The sequence below is a fragment of the Undibacterium sp. Ren11W genome, assembly GCF_049340485.1.
Lineage (GTDB): Bacteria > Pseudomonadota > Gammaproteobacteria > Burkholderiales > Burkholderiaceae_D > Undibacterium.
Genome location: NZ_JBMPPB010000011.1, coordinates 155,979 through 171,477, shown reverse-complemented (window position 1 = coordinate 171,477; position 15,499 = coordinate 155,979). Strand labels below are relative to the sequence as shown.

The following is a 15,499-nucleotide window of genomic DNA, read 5'->3' as shown; positions in this document are numbered from 1 at the left end:
GCATGCTCTTATTAATCGATGCCGGTAACACCAGAATCAAGTGGGCAATACCGCAGGCGCCTCAGAGCGGCTGTGTCGCGCCGCAATGGCAGGTATTAGACTCTGTCAGCCATTCAGAGTTAGCTCAATTAGAAGCAATCTGGGCCGCCCAGCCGATACGTCGTATTCTGATCTCAAATGTGGCGGGCGATGTGCTGCAAGCGAGTTTAGTTGAGATCTTGCAGCGTGCTGCCCCAGGGATTGCACCTGAACGTTTTCAGTCTTCGGGCGCGTGTGCTGGCTTGCGCAATGGCTATCGCCAGCCTACGCAATTAGGCAGCGATCGTTTTGCTTCGGCGATTGCGGCGCACACTCTGTATCCGCAACGCGCCCTGATAGTGGCCACCTGCGGCACGGCCACTACCATTGATGCGGTTAGTCCGGATGGGATTTTTCTGGGCGGTATGATACTGCCCGGTTTGCAATTGATGGCGCAATCGCTGGCCAAAAATACTGCGCAATTGCCTTCGGTGGCGGCTAGTCTCTCTTTGCAATATCTGTTCGCTGACAATACCGAACTGGCCATTGTCAGCGGCTGTATCAATGCGCAAGTAGGTGCCATCATGCAGGCGCACGAGGCTTTGCATGCTAGCCAGGAGCAAGCGGTAGATTGTATTATTTCGGGTGGCGCAGCCAGTTACCTGACACCGCATCTGGGGATAAGCTGTCATCATGTCGACAATTTGGTTTTAATCGGTTTAGCGGTCGTGGCCGCCGCGACCCCGCCGTCTACTCACTCACTATAAAACTATGCTGAGATTTTTTTTCTGGACACTATTGCTGCTCAATAGTTTATTGCTGGCATTTAATTTAGGTTATCTGGGCAGTTGGCCTTTTTCCAGTCATGAGCCGCAACGCATTAATGGGCAACGCAATCCTGACCAGATACAACTGCTGTCTGCCAGCGCAGTGCTGGCTTTGACTGAGACTACTAGCGACAGCGCCAAGGCCACACAAGATAAAGCCAAAGAGCTCATTGCCTGTCTCGAAGTGGGTAATTTTTTACCTGCGGAGGCCACCGGTTTTGAAGAAAAAATGAAGAGTTTGGCGCTAGGCGAACGACAGGCTCGCAGCAATGTCAGCGAGGTGGCCAGCCATATGGTCTACATTCCACCGCAAGGTAGCAAAGAGGGAGCGGATAAAAAAACTGCGGAATTACGCCGTATCGGTGTCACCGATTTCTTTGTCATGCAAGAACCCGCCAATCTGCGCTGGGCCATCTCACTGGGCGTGTTTAAGTCAGAAGAGGCGGCCAAAGCGCATCTGGCCAACCTCAATAGTAAAGGCGTCAAGAGCGCCCGTATCGGACCACGCGAAGTGAGTACCGCGAAATTTTCTTATCAGTTACGTAAGCTCAACGCTGACGAGAAGTCGCGTTTCGACGCCATCAAGGCCAGCTATCCGAATCAAGAAAGCCGTCATTGCGCGGTCGCTGCGCAAAGTCGCAATTAAGTCGCAATTGATACGCAAACGCTGGCTAAATTTAGCTCTCATAAATTGAAAGACGCAATATCCATGCGCCTTTCCAGCCCAATTCGGTCTGTAAGGCGCATGGATATTGCGCACAAGGTTTTTAGAAATTCCCTTTTCTGCAATCGGCATGCCCTAGTCCGAGAAATTACCGCAAAAATATCAATTAATTCCCACGCTGCGAGAATCACTGCTTGAATTCTCAGAATGAACTGCTAGCATAGAGGCTTCAGCTACGCAGGTTTTTGTCTATGATTGATCAGCCGCTTTCAGCTACTGCCAGAGAGATACCCACCAGCGAGCGCGTATTGCAGGTCTTGGCCTGCATCGCGCGCCACGGTCGCGCCATCTCGGCTAAGGATCTGGCGACGCAAACTCAACTACCTTTGAGTACCATTTATCGCCACTTGGCCCCTCTGAAAAAATGGGGCTGGGTGCAAGAGCATGCGCATAGCGGCTGCTACGAACCGGGGCCGTTGGCGGTGCAATTGGCATGGGGCTTTGATCAGCATTCTTATCTGATGGAAAAGGCACACGCCGAGATCGCGCAACTGGTGGCAAAATCGGGCGAGAGTGTGGGCTTGATGGTGTATCTCAATGGCCAGGTGATCTGCCTGGCAATGCAAGACAGTGTGCAAGCGCTGCGCTGTTCGTTCGCCAAAGGGCGCGCCAATTCCAGCGTACGTGGTGCGTCGGCCAAGGCTTTGCTCGCGTATCTGCCAGAGCACTTGCGTCAAGATTTATTGGCGCAACAAACCGATAATGCTGGGCTGAACACACAAGAATTGTTGCAACAATTAGAGCTGATACGCCAGCAACGCTATGCTGTCAGCGAAAACGAAATAGATCACGGGATCTGGGGTGTCAGCGCTCCGGTGTTTTCGGCCAATGCCAGGCTAGAAGCGAGTCTCTCGTTGATGGCTCCCGCCAGCCGAGCACAGCCGCGCCAACAAGAATTAATCCAGATGACTTTAGCGGCGGCCGACCGGCTCAGCCAACAACTTAGCTTTCAAGAATAGGTGCCAACCATGTCACAGGCTTTCCATTTTCATTCAGGTCATATTCCTCTACTCATTTCCATGCCGCATGTAGGCACAGTCATAGCGCCGGAAGTGAGTGCTCAGTTACTGCCAGTAGCCCAGGAAAAAGCCGATACCGATTGGCATCTGCCGCTGCTCTACAACATGGCGCAAGAACTCGGTGCTTCGATTATTCACGCCGATTATTCGCGCTACGTAATCGATCTGAATCGCTCTTCCGATGACAGTAATCTCTACCCGGGGCAAGACACTACCGGCCTGTGCCCGCTAGACACCTTTGCTAAACAGCCTTTATACCCGGCTGGACAAACTCCGGATGCGGCCGAAGTACAGCGCCGCATCACGCAATACTGGCAACCGTATCACCAGCAATTGCACAGCGAGTTAGAGCGCCTGCGCGCATTGCATGGGGTTGCCGTGTTGTGGGATGCGCATTCGATCGCCTCCCACGTACCGCGCTTTTTTCAGGGGCAATTACCTGATCTCAATTTCGGCACGGCCGACCAAAAGTCCTGCCACCCGGATATGCAAAAAGCTCTGGCAGTTACCCTTACTGACAGCGGCACACCATACAGTCACGTGTTTAACGGCCGCTTTAAAGGCGGTTATATCACGCGCAACTACGGCCAGCCCGAGCGTAATATCCATGCCGTACAGCTAGAAATGAGCCAGTGTATTTACATGGATGAAGCCGCACCTTACGGCTACCGTCCCGATCTGGCAGCGCAAGTGCAGCCGCTACTGCGTGAACTATTGGCGACTTGCATCAATTGGGCGCAGCAACATAAGGAGGCAGCTGTATGACTATGTTGAATAGCCTGTTTGCAAAAAATGCCTTATTACCAGATGGCTGGGCCAAGAATGTGCGCCTCAACTGGGATGCCAGCGGTGATTTGACTGCGGTGCAGACGGATGCGATCCCGCAGGCGCATGAGATGCAGCACGAATTTGTCTTGCCCGGCATGATCAATCTGCACTCGCATGCCTTCCAGCGCGCCATGGCAGGTATGAGTGAAATCGCTGGTGATGGCCCCGACAGTTTCTGGACCTGGCGCGATCTGATGTACCGCTATGCCCTGCACATCACTCCGCCGCAAATGCAGGCGATCGCCGCCCAATTGTATTCAGAATGTCTGCGCCACGGGTATACCGCTGTCTGCGAATTTCATTACTTGCACCGCGCACCAGACGGCAGTTTTTATCCGGATATGGCCGAGACCGCCAAGCAGGTGATTGCCGCCGCCAGCCGTACTGGGATAGGCATGAGCATGTTGCCGGTCTTGTACAGTCATGCCGATTTCAAGGATCAACCGCTACGTGTCGACCAAAGACGCTTTAGTACCGATGTCGAACAAATTTTGCAGTTGGTGCAGCAGTTAGAGAGTAGCCGCAGCGGCCAGCTGGAAGTCGGGGTCGCGCCGCATTCACTGCGTGCCGCCAATCTTACCCAGATTCGTGAACTGGTGGCGGCCTTGCCGGCCGGACGTCCTATCCATATCCACATCGCCGAGCAACAAAGAGAAGTCGATGCCTGCCTGGCCGCCACCGGCAAACGGCCAGTCGAACTGCTGCTGGAAACCGGCCTGGTCGATCAACGCTGGTGCCTGGTGCATGCCACCCACCTGAGCAAGCACGAAGTGGCAGGAATCGCCGCCAGTGGCGCGGTGGCCGGCATCTGCACCACAACTGAAGGTAATCTCGGCGACGGATTTTTTGATCTGCCGGCCTACATCGCTAAGCATGGCCGTTTCGGCATAGGCAGCGACAGCCACGTATCGCAAAGTCCGATAGAAGAATTACGTTGGCTGGAATATGGTCAGCGTCTGCGCTTGCAGGGCCGCAATATCGCGCAAATTGCCGGGCAAAGACGGGTCGGTGATTTTCTGTGGCAAGCCTGTTTGCAGGGCGGTGCGCAGGCCAGTGGCCGCCAGCTTGGCCAACTCGCGATTGGTAAGCGCGCCGATATCTTGGTGCTCGACGAGCAGCATCCGAATCTGCAAGACGTAGCTGCGGCTGAGCTACTCAATAGCTGGATATTTTCTGGCAACGATAATCTGGTGCGCGAGGTGTTTGTTGGCGGTCAGCAGGTGGTGCAGGGCGGCCGCCATGTAGATCAAGAGCGCATACAAAGCGCCTATGTCAGCTGTATGCGAGAGTTGCGAAAGCTCTAGTCGGCAGCAGTAACAATTTTAAAAGTGCATAGGCCCAGCGCGCATATTCTATGCGGCTTTCCAAGCATGCTGGCCTGCAAGGCGCATGGGATATGCGCGCTGGCAGCATGGTTTTTGTAGGGCGGAACCTTGCCGCGTTTTCTCGGTTTAGTAGCGCTCCGTAATCTTTCTAAAGTTTCACGCAAGCCGTCAATGCGCCAGCAACCACGAGAGAAATCGCCATTTTTGACATGTATTTGGTATGAGTAGAACGCCAGATACCAAGTAAGCCAAAGGTGATCAGCAGCACTGAGATCAACTCTGCCTGAGTAAAGCTGATGCCGAGAAAGTGATATGCGCTGTTGATTCTTATTTTTTCTATGAGCAGGCGAGCGAAACCACTCAATAGCAAATAGGTCGAAAACATGACGCCCCTGGAATAGGGCATTTTTCGTATCGCCCACAAAAACAAAAATATACCGAAAGCGATGAGCGATTCATAGATCGGGGTGGGATAGACGCCGGGGCTAGCAATCACAACGCCAGCAATATTATTGGTATAGGTTTGCGCCCAAAAATACGTTGGAATCCAGTCTGGTTTTAGGGCTAAATTCGCCGCCATACCCCAATCCCCATCGCCAGAAATCTGGCAGCCGATACGTCCTATGGCATACGCCAAAATAATAGACGGAGACAAGGCGTCCAGCATGGGGAGCACCGGAACAGCACGCTTCTTTAAATACACCGCTCCGGCAACCGCGCCGAAAATTAAACCGCCATAAATAGTCAGTCCAGAGCGAGAAAATATCATCTCTAATGGATGATCGATAAACTCATACGGATATTCTAAGATGTGAAAAATTCTGGCGCCTAATATCCCGAACAGGGTAGAAATCAACACCAAGTCCGACAAAATGGCATGTGCAGGTAGCAAAGCTTGCGCGGAATTTTTTGCTTGTGGCAACAAACCCAAAGCTTCAAAACGCAGCACTTCTTTTTTTGCCAGCGCGCTAGCAATCAGGATAGCAAGAGCGACGAAAGTGCCGAACATCGCAATCGGAATAGTCCAATTGGTGCCGAATAAATGGTTGATCAGATCGCTTAAGTAGGGATAGGACATGCTGGTCTTTATGTTTTACGTTTGAACGGTATACGGGGCAGGCGAAAAAAACTAGTTTATGAACCACTTTGATTAAATGATGTGCTTGTTGGCACTGGTGACATCTCTTTTCAATAAAGATCCAGACAGCCAAGAGCCAACGAAGTTCAAACTATCGCCTGGTTTCAATTCTGTTTTATCTCGTCGCCAGTCGCGCATACATGCAACTGCTGCTGAGTGTCCCATCTTCCGCTTTACGGTCCTTGCGTAGTATCCCTTCCAGTTCGAACTGGCAACGCTCGGCCAGTTGGCGCGAGGCTAAATTATCTTCATCGCTGACCAGTTCTAGTCTGAGCATGGCTAGTTCCTGAAAGGCGAAATCGATTAATTTCAGCACCGCTTCACTGATAAAGCCGTGGCCCGCTGTCGCGCTATTGCTCCAGTAGCCGACTTCCGCTTTTGGTAGCGTCCAGTCTATGCGATACAGTCCGGCCGCGCCTAACAACTGGCCGCTGGATTTTTCAAAAATAAAGTACAAGAGATTTTTTCGATTGAGATAATCGATGTAAGTCGTGCGGCAATATAGCTCGGCCGATTCTAGCGTAGGATCAGGTTTTACCCAGGGTAAAAATCCCAGGTAGCGACGTAACTCTGGCAACGAGGCCTTGAGTGCGGCTAAGAAGATAGCGCCGTCGCCTGCCTGCGGCGTGCGCAGTAACAGGCGCTCGGTTTCTAGTGTGGCAGGCAGATCCAGCAGGAGGGGATTTTTCATTTTTTTGGCTTCTTTTGAGCTAAGTCGGCGACAATTTTTTGACAGCGTGGCCCCGAAAATTCTTCTTGTAGGGCATCGAGAAACACACGGCTGCGGGCTGGCATCAGGCGACGCCCCGGGAACACCGCCCAGGCGGTGGTGGATGGCATATTCCAGTCGCCCAGCACTTGCTGGAGTTCTCCCGTTTCGACTAATTTGGAGGCGAAATGTTCATTCGTCATGACGATGCCCAAGCCCTGCCGTGCCAGATGCAGCAAGGTATCGGGTGAGTTGGCGCAGGCGCGTACCGGTGGCGAACCTTGCCAGCTTTCCTCCGCGCCCTGGCCGGCGCTGGCGCGTGTGAGTGACCATAGTGCCGGTTCGCCGCTACGTGTGAGTATGCGTAAGCTGTCGTGCTCCATCAGCGCTTCCGGCTCATACGGTATGCCATGTTTTTTCAGATAACTGGGGGCCGCATACAGGCCAGTCGAGAATACCGCCAGACGGCGTGCCGCCAGTGTGGCGTCGTCGGGCAAGTTGCCCATACGTATCGCCACGTCAAAATTTTCACCGATCAGGTCGACCCGTCTGGCCGATAGGTCCAGCTCTAAAGAAATGGCCGGATATCTGGCGATAAAATCGGCCAGCAATTGTCCTAAGACTTCATTGGCAAAGTCGTTCGGCATCGAGACCCGCAGGCGTCCGCTGGGCTCGGCCTGACGATGCTGCGCCAGCGCTATGGTGGACTCGACCTCGGCGGTTAGCTGATGCGCGTGCAATAACACTGCATGGCCAAAATCGGTCACAGTGAGTTTGCGAGTGGTGCGCAACAGCAGGCGCTCGCCCAGTTGCGCTTCTAGCCCGCTGATGCGGCGCGATAGCGTGGATTTGGGCAAACCCAGGCGTTCGGCGGCGCGGCTAAAACTGCCTTCATCGACGACGCGGGCAAATAGCAGCAGATCATTGGCTTCGAGGTTCATCGTATTCTCTTCATTGGATTTTTTACTTCCTCATAATATTGTCTCACCAGTGGAATAATTATATCCATATTATGGGCTTCTGCATTGTTTATGGAACGTCTAAAGTACACACCTACCAACCACATCAGAAAAGAGCCCATCATGAATATCTTACAAATCAACTCTAGCGTACGTGCCGACGCCTCGCACTCCAGCCGTTTGGCCAATGAAGTCGTACAGCGCTTGCTGGCGGCTAACCCGACTGCCAGTTTAAATCTGCGCGACTTGGGCCGTACACCGCAGCCTATGCTTGATGAGGCCGCTTTACAGGCACTGTTTACTCCGGCGGAGCAACGCAATGCCGTGCAAGCAGCACGGGTCGCCCTCGATGATGCACTGATTGCCGAAATTCAGGCCGCCGATACGCTGGTGCTGGCTGCTCCCATGTATAACTTTGCGGTGCCGGTGCAATTGAAAAACTGGATCGATGCGATCTCACGCGCTCAAGTCACTTTTCGCTACACTGCCAATGGTCCAGAAGGTTTGCTGACCGGTAAAAAGGCTTATGTGGTTTTGACACGCGGCGGTGTTCATCGCAATATGCCTAGCGATACCCAAACGCCATATCTGCAAACTTTTCTGGGCTTTTTAGGCATCACTGAGGTCGAGTTTGTGTATGCCGAAGGTATGGCGATGGGGCCAGACGCAGAACAAGCTGCATTTGCCGCCGCCACGCAGCAAATACATGAATTGATCGCGGCTTGATTGAATCAAAATACAATAAAAATGCAATAAAAACGCCGTACGCCATAGTAAGCATCGCTATCCAGGAGCAAGACATCATGAAAGATCAAGCACAAACAAGCAACAGCTCGCATCTGATCCCAGAACGCGTGATACAACCACGCGCGGTCGAGCAACTGGTGCTAGGTCATGCGACTTCGGACGGCGACGGCGTCAAGCTGACGCGGGTGCTGACGCAGGGTTTGCAGACGCGACTCGATCCGTATCTGATGCTGGACGCTTTTGGCACTGACGATCCGCAAGACTATATTGGCGGCTTTCCAGATCATCCGCACCGCGGTTTTGAAACCATCACGTATATGCTGACTGGGCGCATGCGCCATCATGACAGTGCGGGTAACTCAGGCTTACTGCAAAACGGTGGCGTGCAGTGGATGACGGCCGGTCGGGGCGTGATCCATTCCGAATTGCCGGAGCAGGAAGATGGCCGCATGGAAGGCTTTCAGCTGTGGCTCAACCTGCCAGCTAAAGACAAGATGAGTGCGCCCTGGTACCGGGACATACAAAATGAGGCCCTTCCTGAATTTGTCACTGACGCGGGCGTCTCCGTGCGCGTGATTGCCGGCAATAGTCACGGGGTGGCCGGAGCCATGCAGCGCGAGACAACGCAGCCGCTGTATCTGGATCTGCATTTGCCTGACGGTGCCGAGTTTTCGCAAACCATGGCCTCTTCCATCAACGCCTTTGTATATGTGTATCGAGGCGCGCTGCAGATTGCGGATACGGTAGTGCCGCAACAACGCATGGCGATTTTTCGCAATGATGCGGGCAGCGATGGCGTCACATTCCGTGCCAATGGCGCTAGCCGGGTCTTGCTAATTGCTGGCCAGCCACTGCGTGAGCCGATCGTGCAATACGGTCCGTTTGTGATGAACACCCAGGCCGAGATCATGGCAGCGATCAATGATTATCGGGCTGGAAAATTACAAAACTGAACGGGTGTTTTTTTAGGAATTGAACTGAGAAAAAATACTTTAAATATTCGCGCCTAATGACTAGACTGGGTGCAGAAATTTGTTTTATGACTTGAGAAAAATTGTCCCAGCGAGGCAGCTCTTCGCTGGGGGGAATTTTGAGTACGTCTATGGTTTGACAGATAGACGGATGTGCTAAGCCAGGCGAGCATTTGCGGAGGAATTTGTTCTCGTTTTTACTTTGAAATTTCCGATACGAAACTCAACAGTAGTAACACAGGTGAGCGTCACAGATGAGCATCACAAATAAGCATCACAAATAAGCATCACGGATAATTAGTGAGGCGAGCTGACGCGCATCTGATGCACCGTCAGCTTAACGATGAGTCGATACTCAGAAAAACTGCGATGGCATAGCTAGACTATTTTTTACAAGAATAGGGGAGCACCAACATGCATGACCTACTTAGAAAAATTTTTGGCATACGACAGAAGCGCAAAGCCTTACCCGCTAGCGCTGTGCCTGCAGTCGGTGCTAGTCTGATACGCGACGGCATCACCATGAAAGTGACCGTGCCGCTAGACGAGGAGCTATGGGATTGGATGCTGTTGTCCGACTGGCGCGTCGTCAATGTGCGGCATGAGCGACGTAGCCATGTGAAACTTCCCGATAGTGCCTTGAAACATCTTGTTGCTGCTAATCACGAAAACCGCGCCAAGGTGCATGCGCACTTAATACAAACCCTCAGCACAAAGTCCAAATAAAAAAATAGCGAGAATGATTCGTCGGATAGCGATTGCACGTAGAATCCACGGCATGAGAAATTATTTTCCACCAGTGTCGTCTGCGCTATTTTGATGAATCCGCCCTCCGCCCGGTCTGTGCATACGCGCCTCGCCAGCTCCTTTAGCTCTTACTTATCGAGTTGGTGGAGCATCGTGCTGTTTGCTGCCATGATCTTGACCCTGCTGCCAACTTGCCTGAGTAAAAAAAACCGGCATGCCAGCGCCCATCATATCGTCGACAGTACCGTGCTGAATCTGGCCTGGTTTACGGTGTTGTCGGCGCTCATCAGCGTGGTCATCATCCGTATCGTGATCGTGACTGCACTGAGCTACGGCCTGTCACGCTTTGCCATAGAGATGGTGGTGCGGGTATTGGTGCTAGAACTGATACCATTGAGCGCCGCCTTATTTGTGGCGCTGCGCAGTAGCCTGCCTGATAGCGCCGATCTGGTACAGATGAGTGCGCAAGGGCGCTTTGAAACTTTGCGTCTGCAAGGCATTAATCCTATCGCCGAAGAATTTTTACCGCGCGTGCTGGCGGGCGTGTTTTGCGTCTGGATGCTGGGCGCTGTCAGTTGCATCATGACTTTGTTGTTAACCTATTTTGCCATGTATGGTTTTACCCCTTGGGGTTTGCCGGCCTATACGCGGGTGGTCGGCCAGGTGTTTAGCAGCGCGGTGACGCTGATATTGGCGCTGAAAATTTTCTTCTTTAGTCTGGCGGTCGCGTTTATTCCTATGGCATCAGCCTATTACGATGAACTGATAGACGTACCGAAAAGAAGAACTTATTTTGCGACCGGTCTAGCTGCCATGGTGCGCTTATTTGCGGTGCTGCTGGCAATTGAAGTGATCTCACTGATGGGCAATTATTATTAAAGAATATGACAGATAAAATCATCCCTGAAACTGGTAAAAATGAGCCACTAATTGAGTCACTAAGTGAGCCACTAAGTGAGCCAAAAAGTGAATCAAGCAGTGCGCCGCTAAGCAAGACCATCGCGCACGTAGAGTTTAAAGCCGCCTTGTTGCTGGTCTTGATGCTGGTCCTGGTGGCCGCCACCGTGCTTTACCTGATGTATGCGCGCGGTGCTTTTGAGACTAGCCAGCGTTTGGTGTTACTGGCCAATGATGCCGAGGGGGTGCTGGTGGGCATGGATGTGACATTCTCTGGCTTTCCTATTGGCCGCGTCAGCCGTATCGAGCTCAATGAAGAAGGCAAGGCCAGAGTCATCGTCGCGGTGGCGCAAAAAGATGCGCACTGGCTGCGTAGTTCCAGCATTTTTACCATGGAGCGCGGTCTGGTTGGGTCTACCCGTTTGCGCGCCTTTAGCGGCATCTTGAGTGATCCGCTATTAGAAGACGGCGCGGTGCGCAGCCTGCTGGTGGGCGATGCCGCGGCAGAAATCCCCTTGATGATGGGCGCGATCAAGCAGTTGCTGCAAAATCTGAATCAACTCAGCGCCACCGATTCGGCACTCGATCTAAGCTTGCGTAATCTGAGTAGCCTGAGCGGAAAAATGGCAGGCAAAGACGGCGCGCTACCAGCCTTACTCGGCAGCGATGAGAACGCCAAAAAAATCTACCTGATGCTAGACCGTGCGAACAAATTGTTGGCCAGCGTAGACACGCTGGCGCTGAAAGCCGACAGCCAGGTATTTGGCAAAAATGGTGCCTTGCCCGAAGCCCAGCTAGCCTTAGCGCAGCTCACAGGCCTACTCAACGAGGCCAGAGCCAGTCTGAAAAAAGTCGATGCGGTCTTGCTAGAGGCACAGGCCATCGGTGCCAACGTCAAAGTTGCCACCACTGATCTGGGACCCTTACGCGCTGAGCTAGAGAGCAATTTACGCAAGCTAGAACAACTGGTCAACGAGATCAATCGTAAGTGGCCTTTCAAGCGCGAAGCGGAGATTAAACTACCATGAAATTAAACCGACTTTTTGCAAATGCAGGACTTAGCGCATGGGTTCTGATGCTGTGCGCCTGTGCCAGCGGTCCGCTCACGCCGGATTGGCAGCTCACTGCTTCAGCCAGTCTGGAGCGCAGCGTCGCCGCCTATTTGTCCGGCAAGGACAGAGTCGCGGATCAGGAGTTTGCCAGAGCGCGCAACGAGTTGGCCAGCACCGGCCAGGCGACGCTGGTGGCGCGCGCTGAGTTGATGCGCTGTGCCAGCCAGGTCGCCAGTCTGGTGTTCAATGATTGTCCCGGTTTTGAGTCGCTCAGAGTAGATGCTGCCGCGCCCGAGCTGGCCTATGCCGCCTATCTGGCCGGCAGCGCCCAGCCGTCAGATGTCGCACTCTTACCCGAAACGCAGCGTGCCATCGCCACCAGTTCGGTCAGCGCGCTGACAGCGAACGTGGCGGCCATCAAGGATCCGTTTGCTCGTTTAGTCGCGGCTGGAGTACTGATGCGTAGCGGCCGCGCCGATCCGGCCTTGCTGGCGTTAGCGGTCGACAGCGCCGCCAGCCAAGGCTGGCGACGCCCCTTATTGGCATGGCTGGCTGTGCAAGCAATGCGTGCCGAAAAATCCGGCGAGCTACAAGAAGCGCAAAGCCTGCGCCGACGCATGGCGCTAGTCGAGCAGACTAGCCAATGAGCTTTACCCCGCGCATCAGCGTAGCCCGGTAGCTGCGCTTACCCTGGCGTATCCAAAACTGCCCCTGCCAGTGCGCATCGCGGTGAACTAATGTGATGCGCTTCCTCAAGCACACAAGCCTGCGAGCCGCATGGTATATGCGCGCTGCCGCTTTTGACATTTCATACTAGCAATGCGTGACATGCTTGCCCATCTATTTTGTTGTTAAATTACTAGCAATTCGACAAATACTTCGCTTACAATCTTTTGGCCATATCGTCACGCATCGCTTGCGTCATATCAACAGATATAAACTAGGGAGTTTAAGACCGTGAACAGCATACTCGTTTCACTATTCGGATACAAAGCTTGGACGAATACCGAACTGCACGCTGCTCTCGCCCAGTTCGATGCGCAGCAGCACCCTGCTCAATTCTCTGCCATGCTGCATTTACTCGATCACGCCAATGTCGTGGATAGAATTTTTCAAGCTCATTTGATGGGCGTAGATACGCTGCACTTTAAGGCGACCAATAGCGAAAAAACGCCAGAGCTTAGCGAATTACGCGATGTCGTCCGCGACACGGACGACTGGTATCTGCGGTTTGCGTCTAGCGTCAGCGCCGAGCGCTTAAAACAGTGTGTGCACTTCAGATTTGTAGACGGGGACCAAGGTGCCATGTCTTGCGAAGAGATGTTGTTGCACGTTATTACCCATGCTGGCTATCACCGTGGCAGCGTTGGGCAAATGCTGGAAGACCTGGGCCTTGATTCTCCGCCGGATTCTCTGACGAAATTTCTCCACAGAACCCAAGCAGAACGACGACTCGGCCCGGTCGCAGTGCCGAGCTAAGCCTAAGCTCATCGTCTGCGCATAGCCTTCCTAACGAGTATCTAAAAACCACCTAAGCCATCACGCATATTCTATGCGCCTCGCAGGCCAATGTGCTTGAAGAAGCGCTTGGTATATGCGCGCTGGCGTTGTCTGCATTTGAATTTTTACACGGCGTAGTTGCCCAGGCAGCGTACGCCTTCGCAAGCGGCAAACCTACCGCTAGACTGAGCTAATCGCCCTAGTCATGCTTAATTTACACGTCAATCATGCACGTAAAAATACGCTTTGACACGTAAATGCCACTTCACTGAGTCTCTCAACCCGCTTTGCATCTGAATACTGAAGGCCGCACCGGCGTGGCCACTCCGAGCATAAGATAAACGTCAAAATTTAAAATTTGGCATGCAATTTGCTCTATCTATTTTGTTACTTTAATCGATGCCCATCCTGACATTGGTGTGAGTAAAGTCGTCGATTTATTGAGGTTTTCTAAAATCGATTTATTCATAGAGGAGTTAGGCAACATTGTTCCTGTGAGGGGTACCGCCAACAACTTACGCAAGTACGGTAAGGCGAGTGCAACAAGGCCGGGGCGATATTGCAGATGTCCGTATTTATCTTTAGGAGAATTATCATGAGTAGCCAAGCAAAGCGTTTTACCCCATTTCAAACTATGCCTGCGAGCCAGCCTATGAGTGCAGGAGGTTTGCGTCTGGTGTCGAATAATCTGGCGGCCGCCAACGCCAGCGGCACTATCCCGATTGAGCAGCAATTGGCCGATGCCTTTAATGCCAGCAATAATGTAGTTGCCTATGTCTCTGGCATCGTTGGCACAACTTTACCGGTGATCACAACGCCGCCTAGTTGGTACAGCAGTTTCCAGACCGCGTTTAGCGATGCGCAAATTCACGCCAACGCCTGGTACCCAATCGCCACCAGTCTGGTCAGTATTCCGAATAATATAGTCTCTTACGGTATCGTCTTTAATAGCAGCATGAGTACCATCAATAGTTTGATTACGGTACTACAAGCGGACCCTACCAATACCCAGGCCATCGCTGCCTTAAAGAGCACGCTGCAGAGTATGCGCTCCTCAGTCAAGGGCTACTCGCAGGCGGCGGTGAGTTTGCAAACACAGATCACGACGTTCGCCAATAATCTGACCGCCGACGCCGCGATTATGCAAACCGCATCGACTAGCGCGTTGTCGCAGGCAGGCGTTGATCAAGGAAAAATTGTCGAGCTTGAGGCACACGTTGCGCAATTGCGTTCTAAAATTTCGACCTGGCAAACCGTACTGACCGCATCGGCAATCGCCGCTGGCGTGGCGTTTTGGGCTGGTGCTGTTATTGCGATTTTTTCGTTTGGTTTCGGGCTGGCATTTGGTATTGTCGGTGCTGCGGTCGGCATCACGATGATGATCGTTGCAGATAACCAGATTAAGGTATTGACCTCACAAGTGACCAGCGATATGTCGAATATGGGCGTGTTGACGCAAGAAGTTGCGGCCTTAAAACTATTAAGCGGACAACTCAATACCTTGATCACACAATCGGCTGCAGCCAGTGCACAAATCGCCTTGGTCACCAGTGCTTGGGGCGCTTTGGAACAAGATCTGACGGCAGTCATCACCGACCTCTCAAACGCAGAGACCGATGTGTCGAACATGAACTTGACTCAATTACAAACCGATCTGAATACCTCGAATACCGATTGGCAAACCTTGATCGGGATCTGCACCGTGATTGCCGGAGTCAAGTTTAATCAGGCAACGCCAGTGAGCGCAAATCTCACTGCCTAACCGCAGAAGGCGCAAGCGACATGTGTAAACAGCACGCGTGTCGCTTGCTTCAATTCAACTCAAACTGCGCGCAGCGGCTAGCCGCACTTGCGGGTCGCTGCGCGGGCATTTAAAAAATGGAAAATCCATCCGATTCGCGCCGCGTCATCGGGCGGATTTTTTTGTGGAGTTTACAATCGCCCCCTGCCATCACGCATATTCCATGCGCTTCTTCAAGCACACTGGCCTGCGGGGCGCATGGGATATGCGCGTTGGCGCTGCCTGTATTTGAAATCG

At 52.7% G+C, this 15,499-nt stretch carries 16 protein-coding genes; 13 read left to right on the top strand and 3 right to left on the bottom strand.

What is annotated here, in order from left to right:
- The first annotated feature begins 2 nt into the window (after positions 1 to 2).
- The 5 genes from ACO0K8_RS20445 to ACO0K8_RS20425 all read left to right on the top strand — a co-directional run bounded on the left by ACO0K8_RS20445 (position 3) and on the right by ACO0K8_RS20425 (position 4,720).
- Entirely contained in the window at positions 3 to 785 is a 783-nt protein-coding gene (locus ACO0K8_RS20445) for a type III pantothenate kinase (protein WP_422948501.1), read from the top strand.
- 4 nt (positions 786 to 789) lie between these two features.
- On the top strand, positions 790 to 1,491 hold the full coding sequence (locus ACO0K8_RS20440) for an SPOR domain-containing protein (RefSeq protein WP_422948500.1): 702 nt from the start codon (positions 790 to 792) through the stop codon (positions 1,489 to 1,491).
- Between the two features lie 269 nt (positions 1,492 to 1,760).
- On the top strand, positions 1,761 to 2,528 hold the full coding sequence (locus ACO0K8_RS20435) for an IclR family transcriptional regulator (protein WP_422948499.1): 768 nt from the start codon (positions 1,761 to 1,763) through the stop codon (positions 2,526 to 2,528).
- Between the two features lie 9 nt (positions 2,529 to 2,537).
- Complete coding sequence (hutG, locus tag ACO0K8_RS20430; protein WP_422948498.1) at positions 2,538 to 3,353, top strand: N-formylglutamate deformylase; 816 nt, start codon at positions 2,538 to 2,540, stop codon at positions 3,351 to 3,353.
- Entirely contained in the window at positions 3,350 to 4,720 is a 1,371-nt protein-coding gene (locus ACO0K8_RS20425; protein ID WP_422948497.1) for a formimidoylglutamate deiminase, read from the top strand. The genes hutG and ACO0K8_RS20425 overlap by 4 nt, the downstream gene beginning before the upstream one ends.
- A 169-nt stretch (positions 4,721 to 4,889) precedes the next feature.
- Here ACO0K8_RS20425 and ACO0K8_RS20420 read toward each other — a convergent pair whose 3' ends face one another.
- The 3 genes from ACO0K8_RS20420 to ACO0K8_RS20410 form a co-directional block, all read right to left on the bottom strand.
- Positions 4,890 to 5,819, bottom strand: a complete 930-nt coding sequence (locus tag ACO0K8_RS20420; RefSeq protein WP_422948496.1) for a prolipoprotein diacylglyceryl transferase — start codon at positions 5,817 to 5,819, stop codon at positions 4,890 to 4,892.
- Positions 5,820 to 5,994: 175 nt separating this feature from the next.
- On the bottom strand, positions 5,995 to 6,570 hold the full coding sequence (locus ACO0K8_RS20415) for a GNAT family N-acetyltransferase (RefSeq protein ID WP_422948495.1): 576 nt from the start codon (positions 6,568 to 6,570) through the stop codon (positions 5,995 to 5,997).
- On the bottom strand, positions 6,567 to 7,529 hold the full coding sequence (locus ACO0K8_RS20410; protein ID WP_422948494.1) for a LysR family transcriptional regulator: 963 nt from the start codon (positions 7,527 to 7,529) through the stop codon (positions 6,567 to 6,569). The genes ACO0K8_RS20415 and ACO0K8_RS20410 overlap by 4 nt, the downstream gene beginning before the upstream one ends.
- 141 nt (positions 7,530 to 7,670) lie before the next feature.
- Here ACO0K8_RS20410 and ACO0K8_RS20405 point away from each other — a divergent pair, with 141 nt between their 5' ends.
- The 8 genes from ACO0K8_RS20405 to ACO0K8_RS20370 all read left to right on the top strand — a co-directional run bounded on the left by ACO0K8_RS20405 (position 7,671) and on the right by ACO0K8_RS20370 (position 15,223).
- Positions 7,671 to 8,273, top strand: coding sequence for an FMN-dependent NADH-azoreductase (locus ACO0K8_RS20405; protein ID WP_422948493.1), 603 nt, complete (start codon positions 7,671 to 7,673; stop codon positions 8,271 to 8,273).
- Positions 8,274 to 8,350: 77 nt separating this feature from the next.
- The gene (locus tag ACO0K8_RS20400; protein ID WP_422948492.1) at positions 8,351 to 9,247 is read left to right on the top strand and encodes a pirin family protein; all 897 of its coding nucleotides are present in this window, start codon (positions 8,351 to 8,353) and stop codon (positions 9,245 to 9,247) included.
- A gap of 432 nt (positions 9,248 to 9,679) precedes the next feature.
- Positions 9,680 to 9,991 (top strand): hypothetical protein, encoded by a 312-nt coding sequence (locus ACO0K8_RS20395; RefSeq protein ID WP_422948491.1) that lies wholly within the window; start codon positions 9,680 to 9,682, stop codon positions 9,989 to 9,991.
- 93 nt (positions 9,992 to 10,084) lie between these two features.
- The gene (locus tag ACO0K8_RS20390; RefSeq protein WP_422948490.1) at positions 10,085 to 10,891 is read left to right on the top strand and encodes an MlaE family ABC transporter permease; all 807 of its coding nucleotides are present in this window, start codon (positions 10,085 to 10,087) and stop codon (positions 10,889 to 10,891) included.
- Positions 10,892 to 10,896: 5 nt separating this feature from the next.
- The gene (locus tag ACO0K8_RS20385) at positions 10,897 to 11,937 is read left to right on the top strand and encodes an MlaD family protein (protein ID WP_422948489.1); all 1,041 of its coding nucleotides are present in this window, start codon (positions 10,897 to 10,899) and stop codon (positions 11,935 to 11,937) included.
- Positions 11,934 to 12,608, top strand: coding sequence for a hypothetical protein (locus ACO0K8_RS20380; protein WP_422948488.1), 675 nt, complete (start codon positions 11,934 to 11,936; stop codon positions 12,606 to 12,608). Before ACO0K8_RS20385 ends, ACO0K8_RS20380 begins: the two co-directional genes overlap by 4 nt.
- A 310-nt stretch (positions 12,609 to 12,918) precedes the next feature.
- Positions 12,919 to 13,440: a DinB family protein gene (locus ACO0K8_RS20375; protein WP_422948487.1), complete on the top strand. Its 522-nt coding sequence runs from the start codon at positions 12,919 to 12,921 to the stop codon at positions 13,438 to 13,440.
- A 616-nt stretch (positions 13,441 to 14,056) separates the two neighbouring features.
- Positions 14,057 to 15,223 carry an HBL/NHE enterotoxin family protein gene (locus ACO0K8_RS20370; protein ID WP_422948486.1) on the top strand — a complete coding sequence of 389 codons (1,167 nt, stop codon included), beginning with the start codon at positions 14,057 to 14,059 and terminating at the stop codon, positions 15,221 to 15,223.
- The last annotated feature ends 276 nt before the right edge of the window (positions 15,224 to 15,499 follow it).

Coding starts and splice junctions, on each gene's coding strand:
- ACO0K8_RS20445 (WP_422948501.1), top strand. CDS start 3: ATGCTCTTATTAATCGATGCCGGTAACACCAGAATCAAGTGGGCAATA.
- ACO0K8_RS20440 (WP_422948500.1), top strand. CDS start 790: ATGCTGAGATTTTTTTTCTGGACACTATTGCTGCTCAATAGTTTATTG.
- ACO0K8_RS20435 (WP_422948499.1), top strand. CDS start 1,761: ATGATTGATCAGCCGCTTTCAGCTACTGCCAGAGAGATACCCACCAGC.
- hutG (WP_422948498.1), top strand. CDS start 2,538: ATGTCACAGGCTTTCCATTTTCATTCAGGTCATATTCCTCTACTCATT.
- ACO0K8_RS20425 (WP_422948497.1), top strand. CDS start 3,350: ATGACTATGTTGAATAGCCTGTTTGCAAAAAATGCCTTATTACCAGAT.
- ACO0K8_RS20420 (WP_422948496.1), bottom strand. CDS start 5,819: ATGTCCTATCCCTACTTAAGCGATCTGATCAACCATTTATTCGGCACC.
- ACO0K8_RS20415 (WP_422948495.1), bottom strand. CDS start 6,570: ATGAAAAATCCCCTCCTGCTGGATCTGCCTGCCACACTAGAAACCGAG.
- ACO0K8_RS20410 (WP_422948494.1), bottom strand. CDS start 7,529: ATGAACCTCGAAGCCAATGATCTGCTGCTATTTGCCCGCGTCGTCGAT.
- ACO0K8_RS20405 (WP_422948493.1), top strand. CDS start 7,671: ATGAATATCTTACAAATCAACTCTAGCGTACGTGCCGACGCCTCGCAC.
- ACO0K8_RS20400 (WP_422948492.1), top strand. CDS start 8,351: ATGAAAGATCAAGCACAAACAAGCAACAGCTCGCATCTGATCCCAGAA.
- ACO0K8_RS20395 (WP_422948491.1), top strand. CDS start 9,680: ATGCATGACCTACTTAGAAAAATTTTTGGCATACGACAGAAGCGCAAA.
- ACO0K8_RS20390 (WP_422948490.1), top strand. CDS start 10,085: ATGAATCCGCCCTCCGCCCGGTCTGTGCATACGCGCCTCGCCAGCTCC.
- ACO0K8_RS20385 (WP_422948489.1), top strand. CDS start 10,897: ATGACAGATAAAATCATCCCTGAAACTGGTAAAAATGAGCCACTAATT.
- ACO0K8_RS20380 (WP_422948488.1), top strand. CDS start 11,934: ATGAAATTAAACCGACTTTTTGCAAATGCAGGACTTAGCGCATGGGTT.
- ACO0K8_RS20370 (WP_422948486.1), top strand. CDS start 14,057: ATGAGTAGCCAAGCAAAGCGTTTTACCCCATTTCAAACTATGCCTGCG.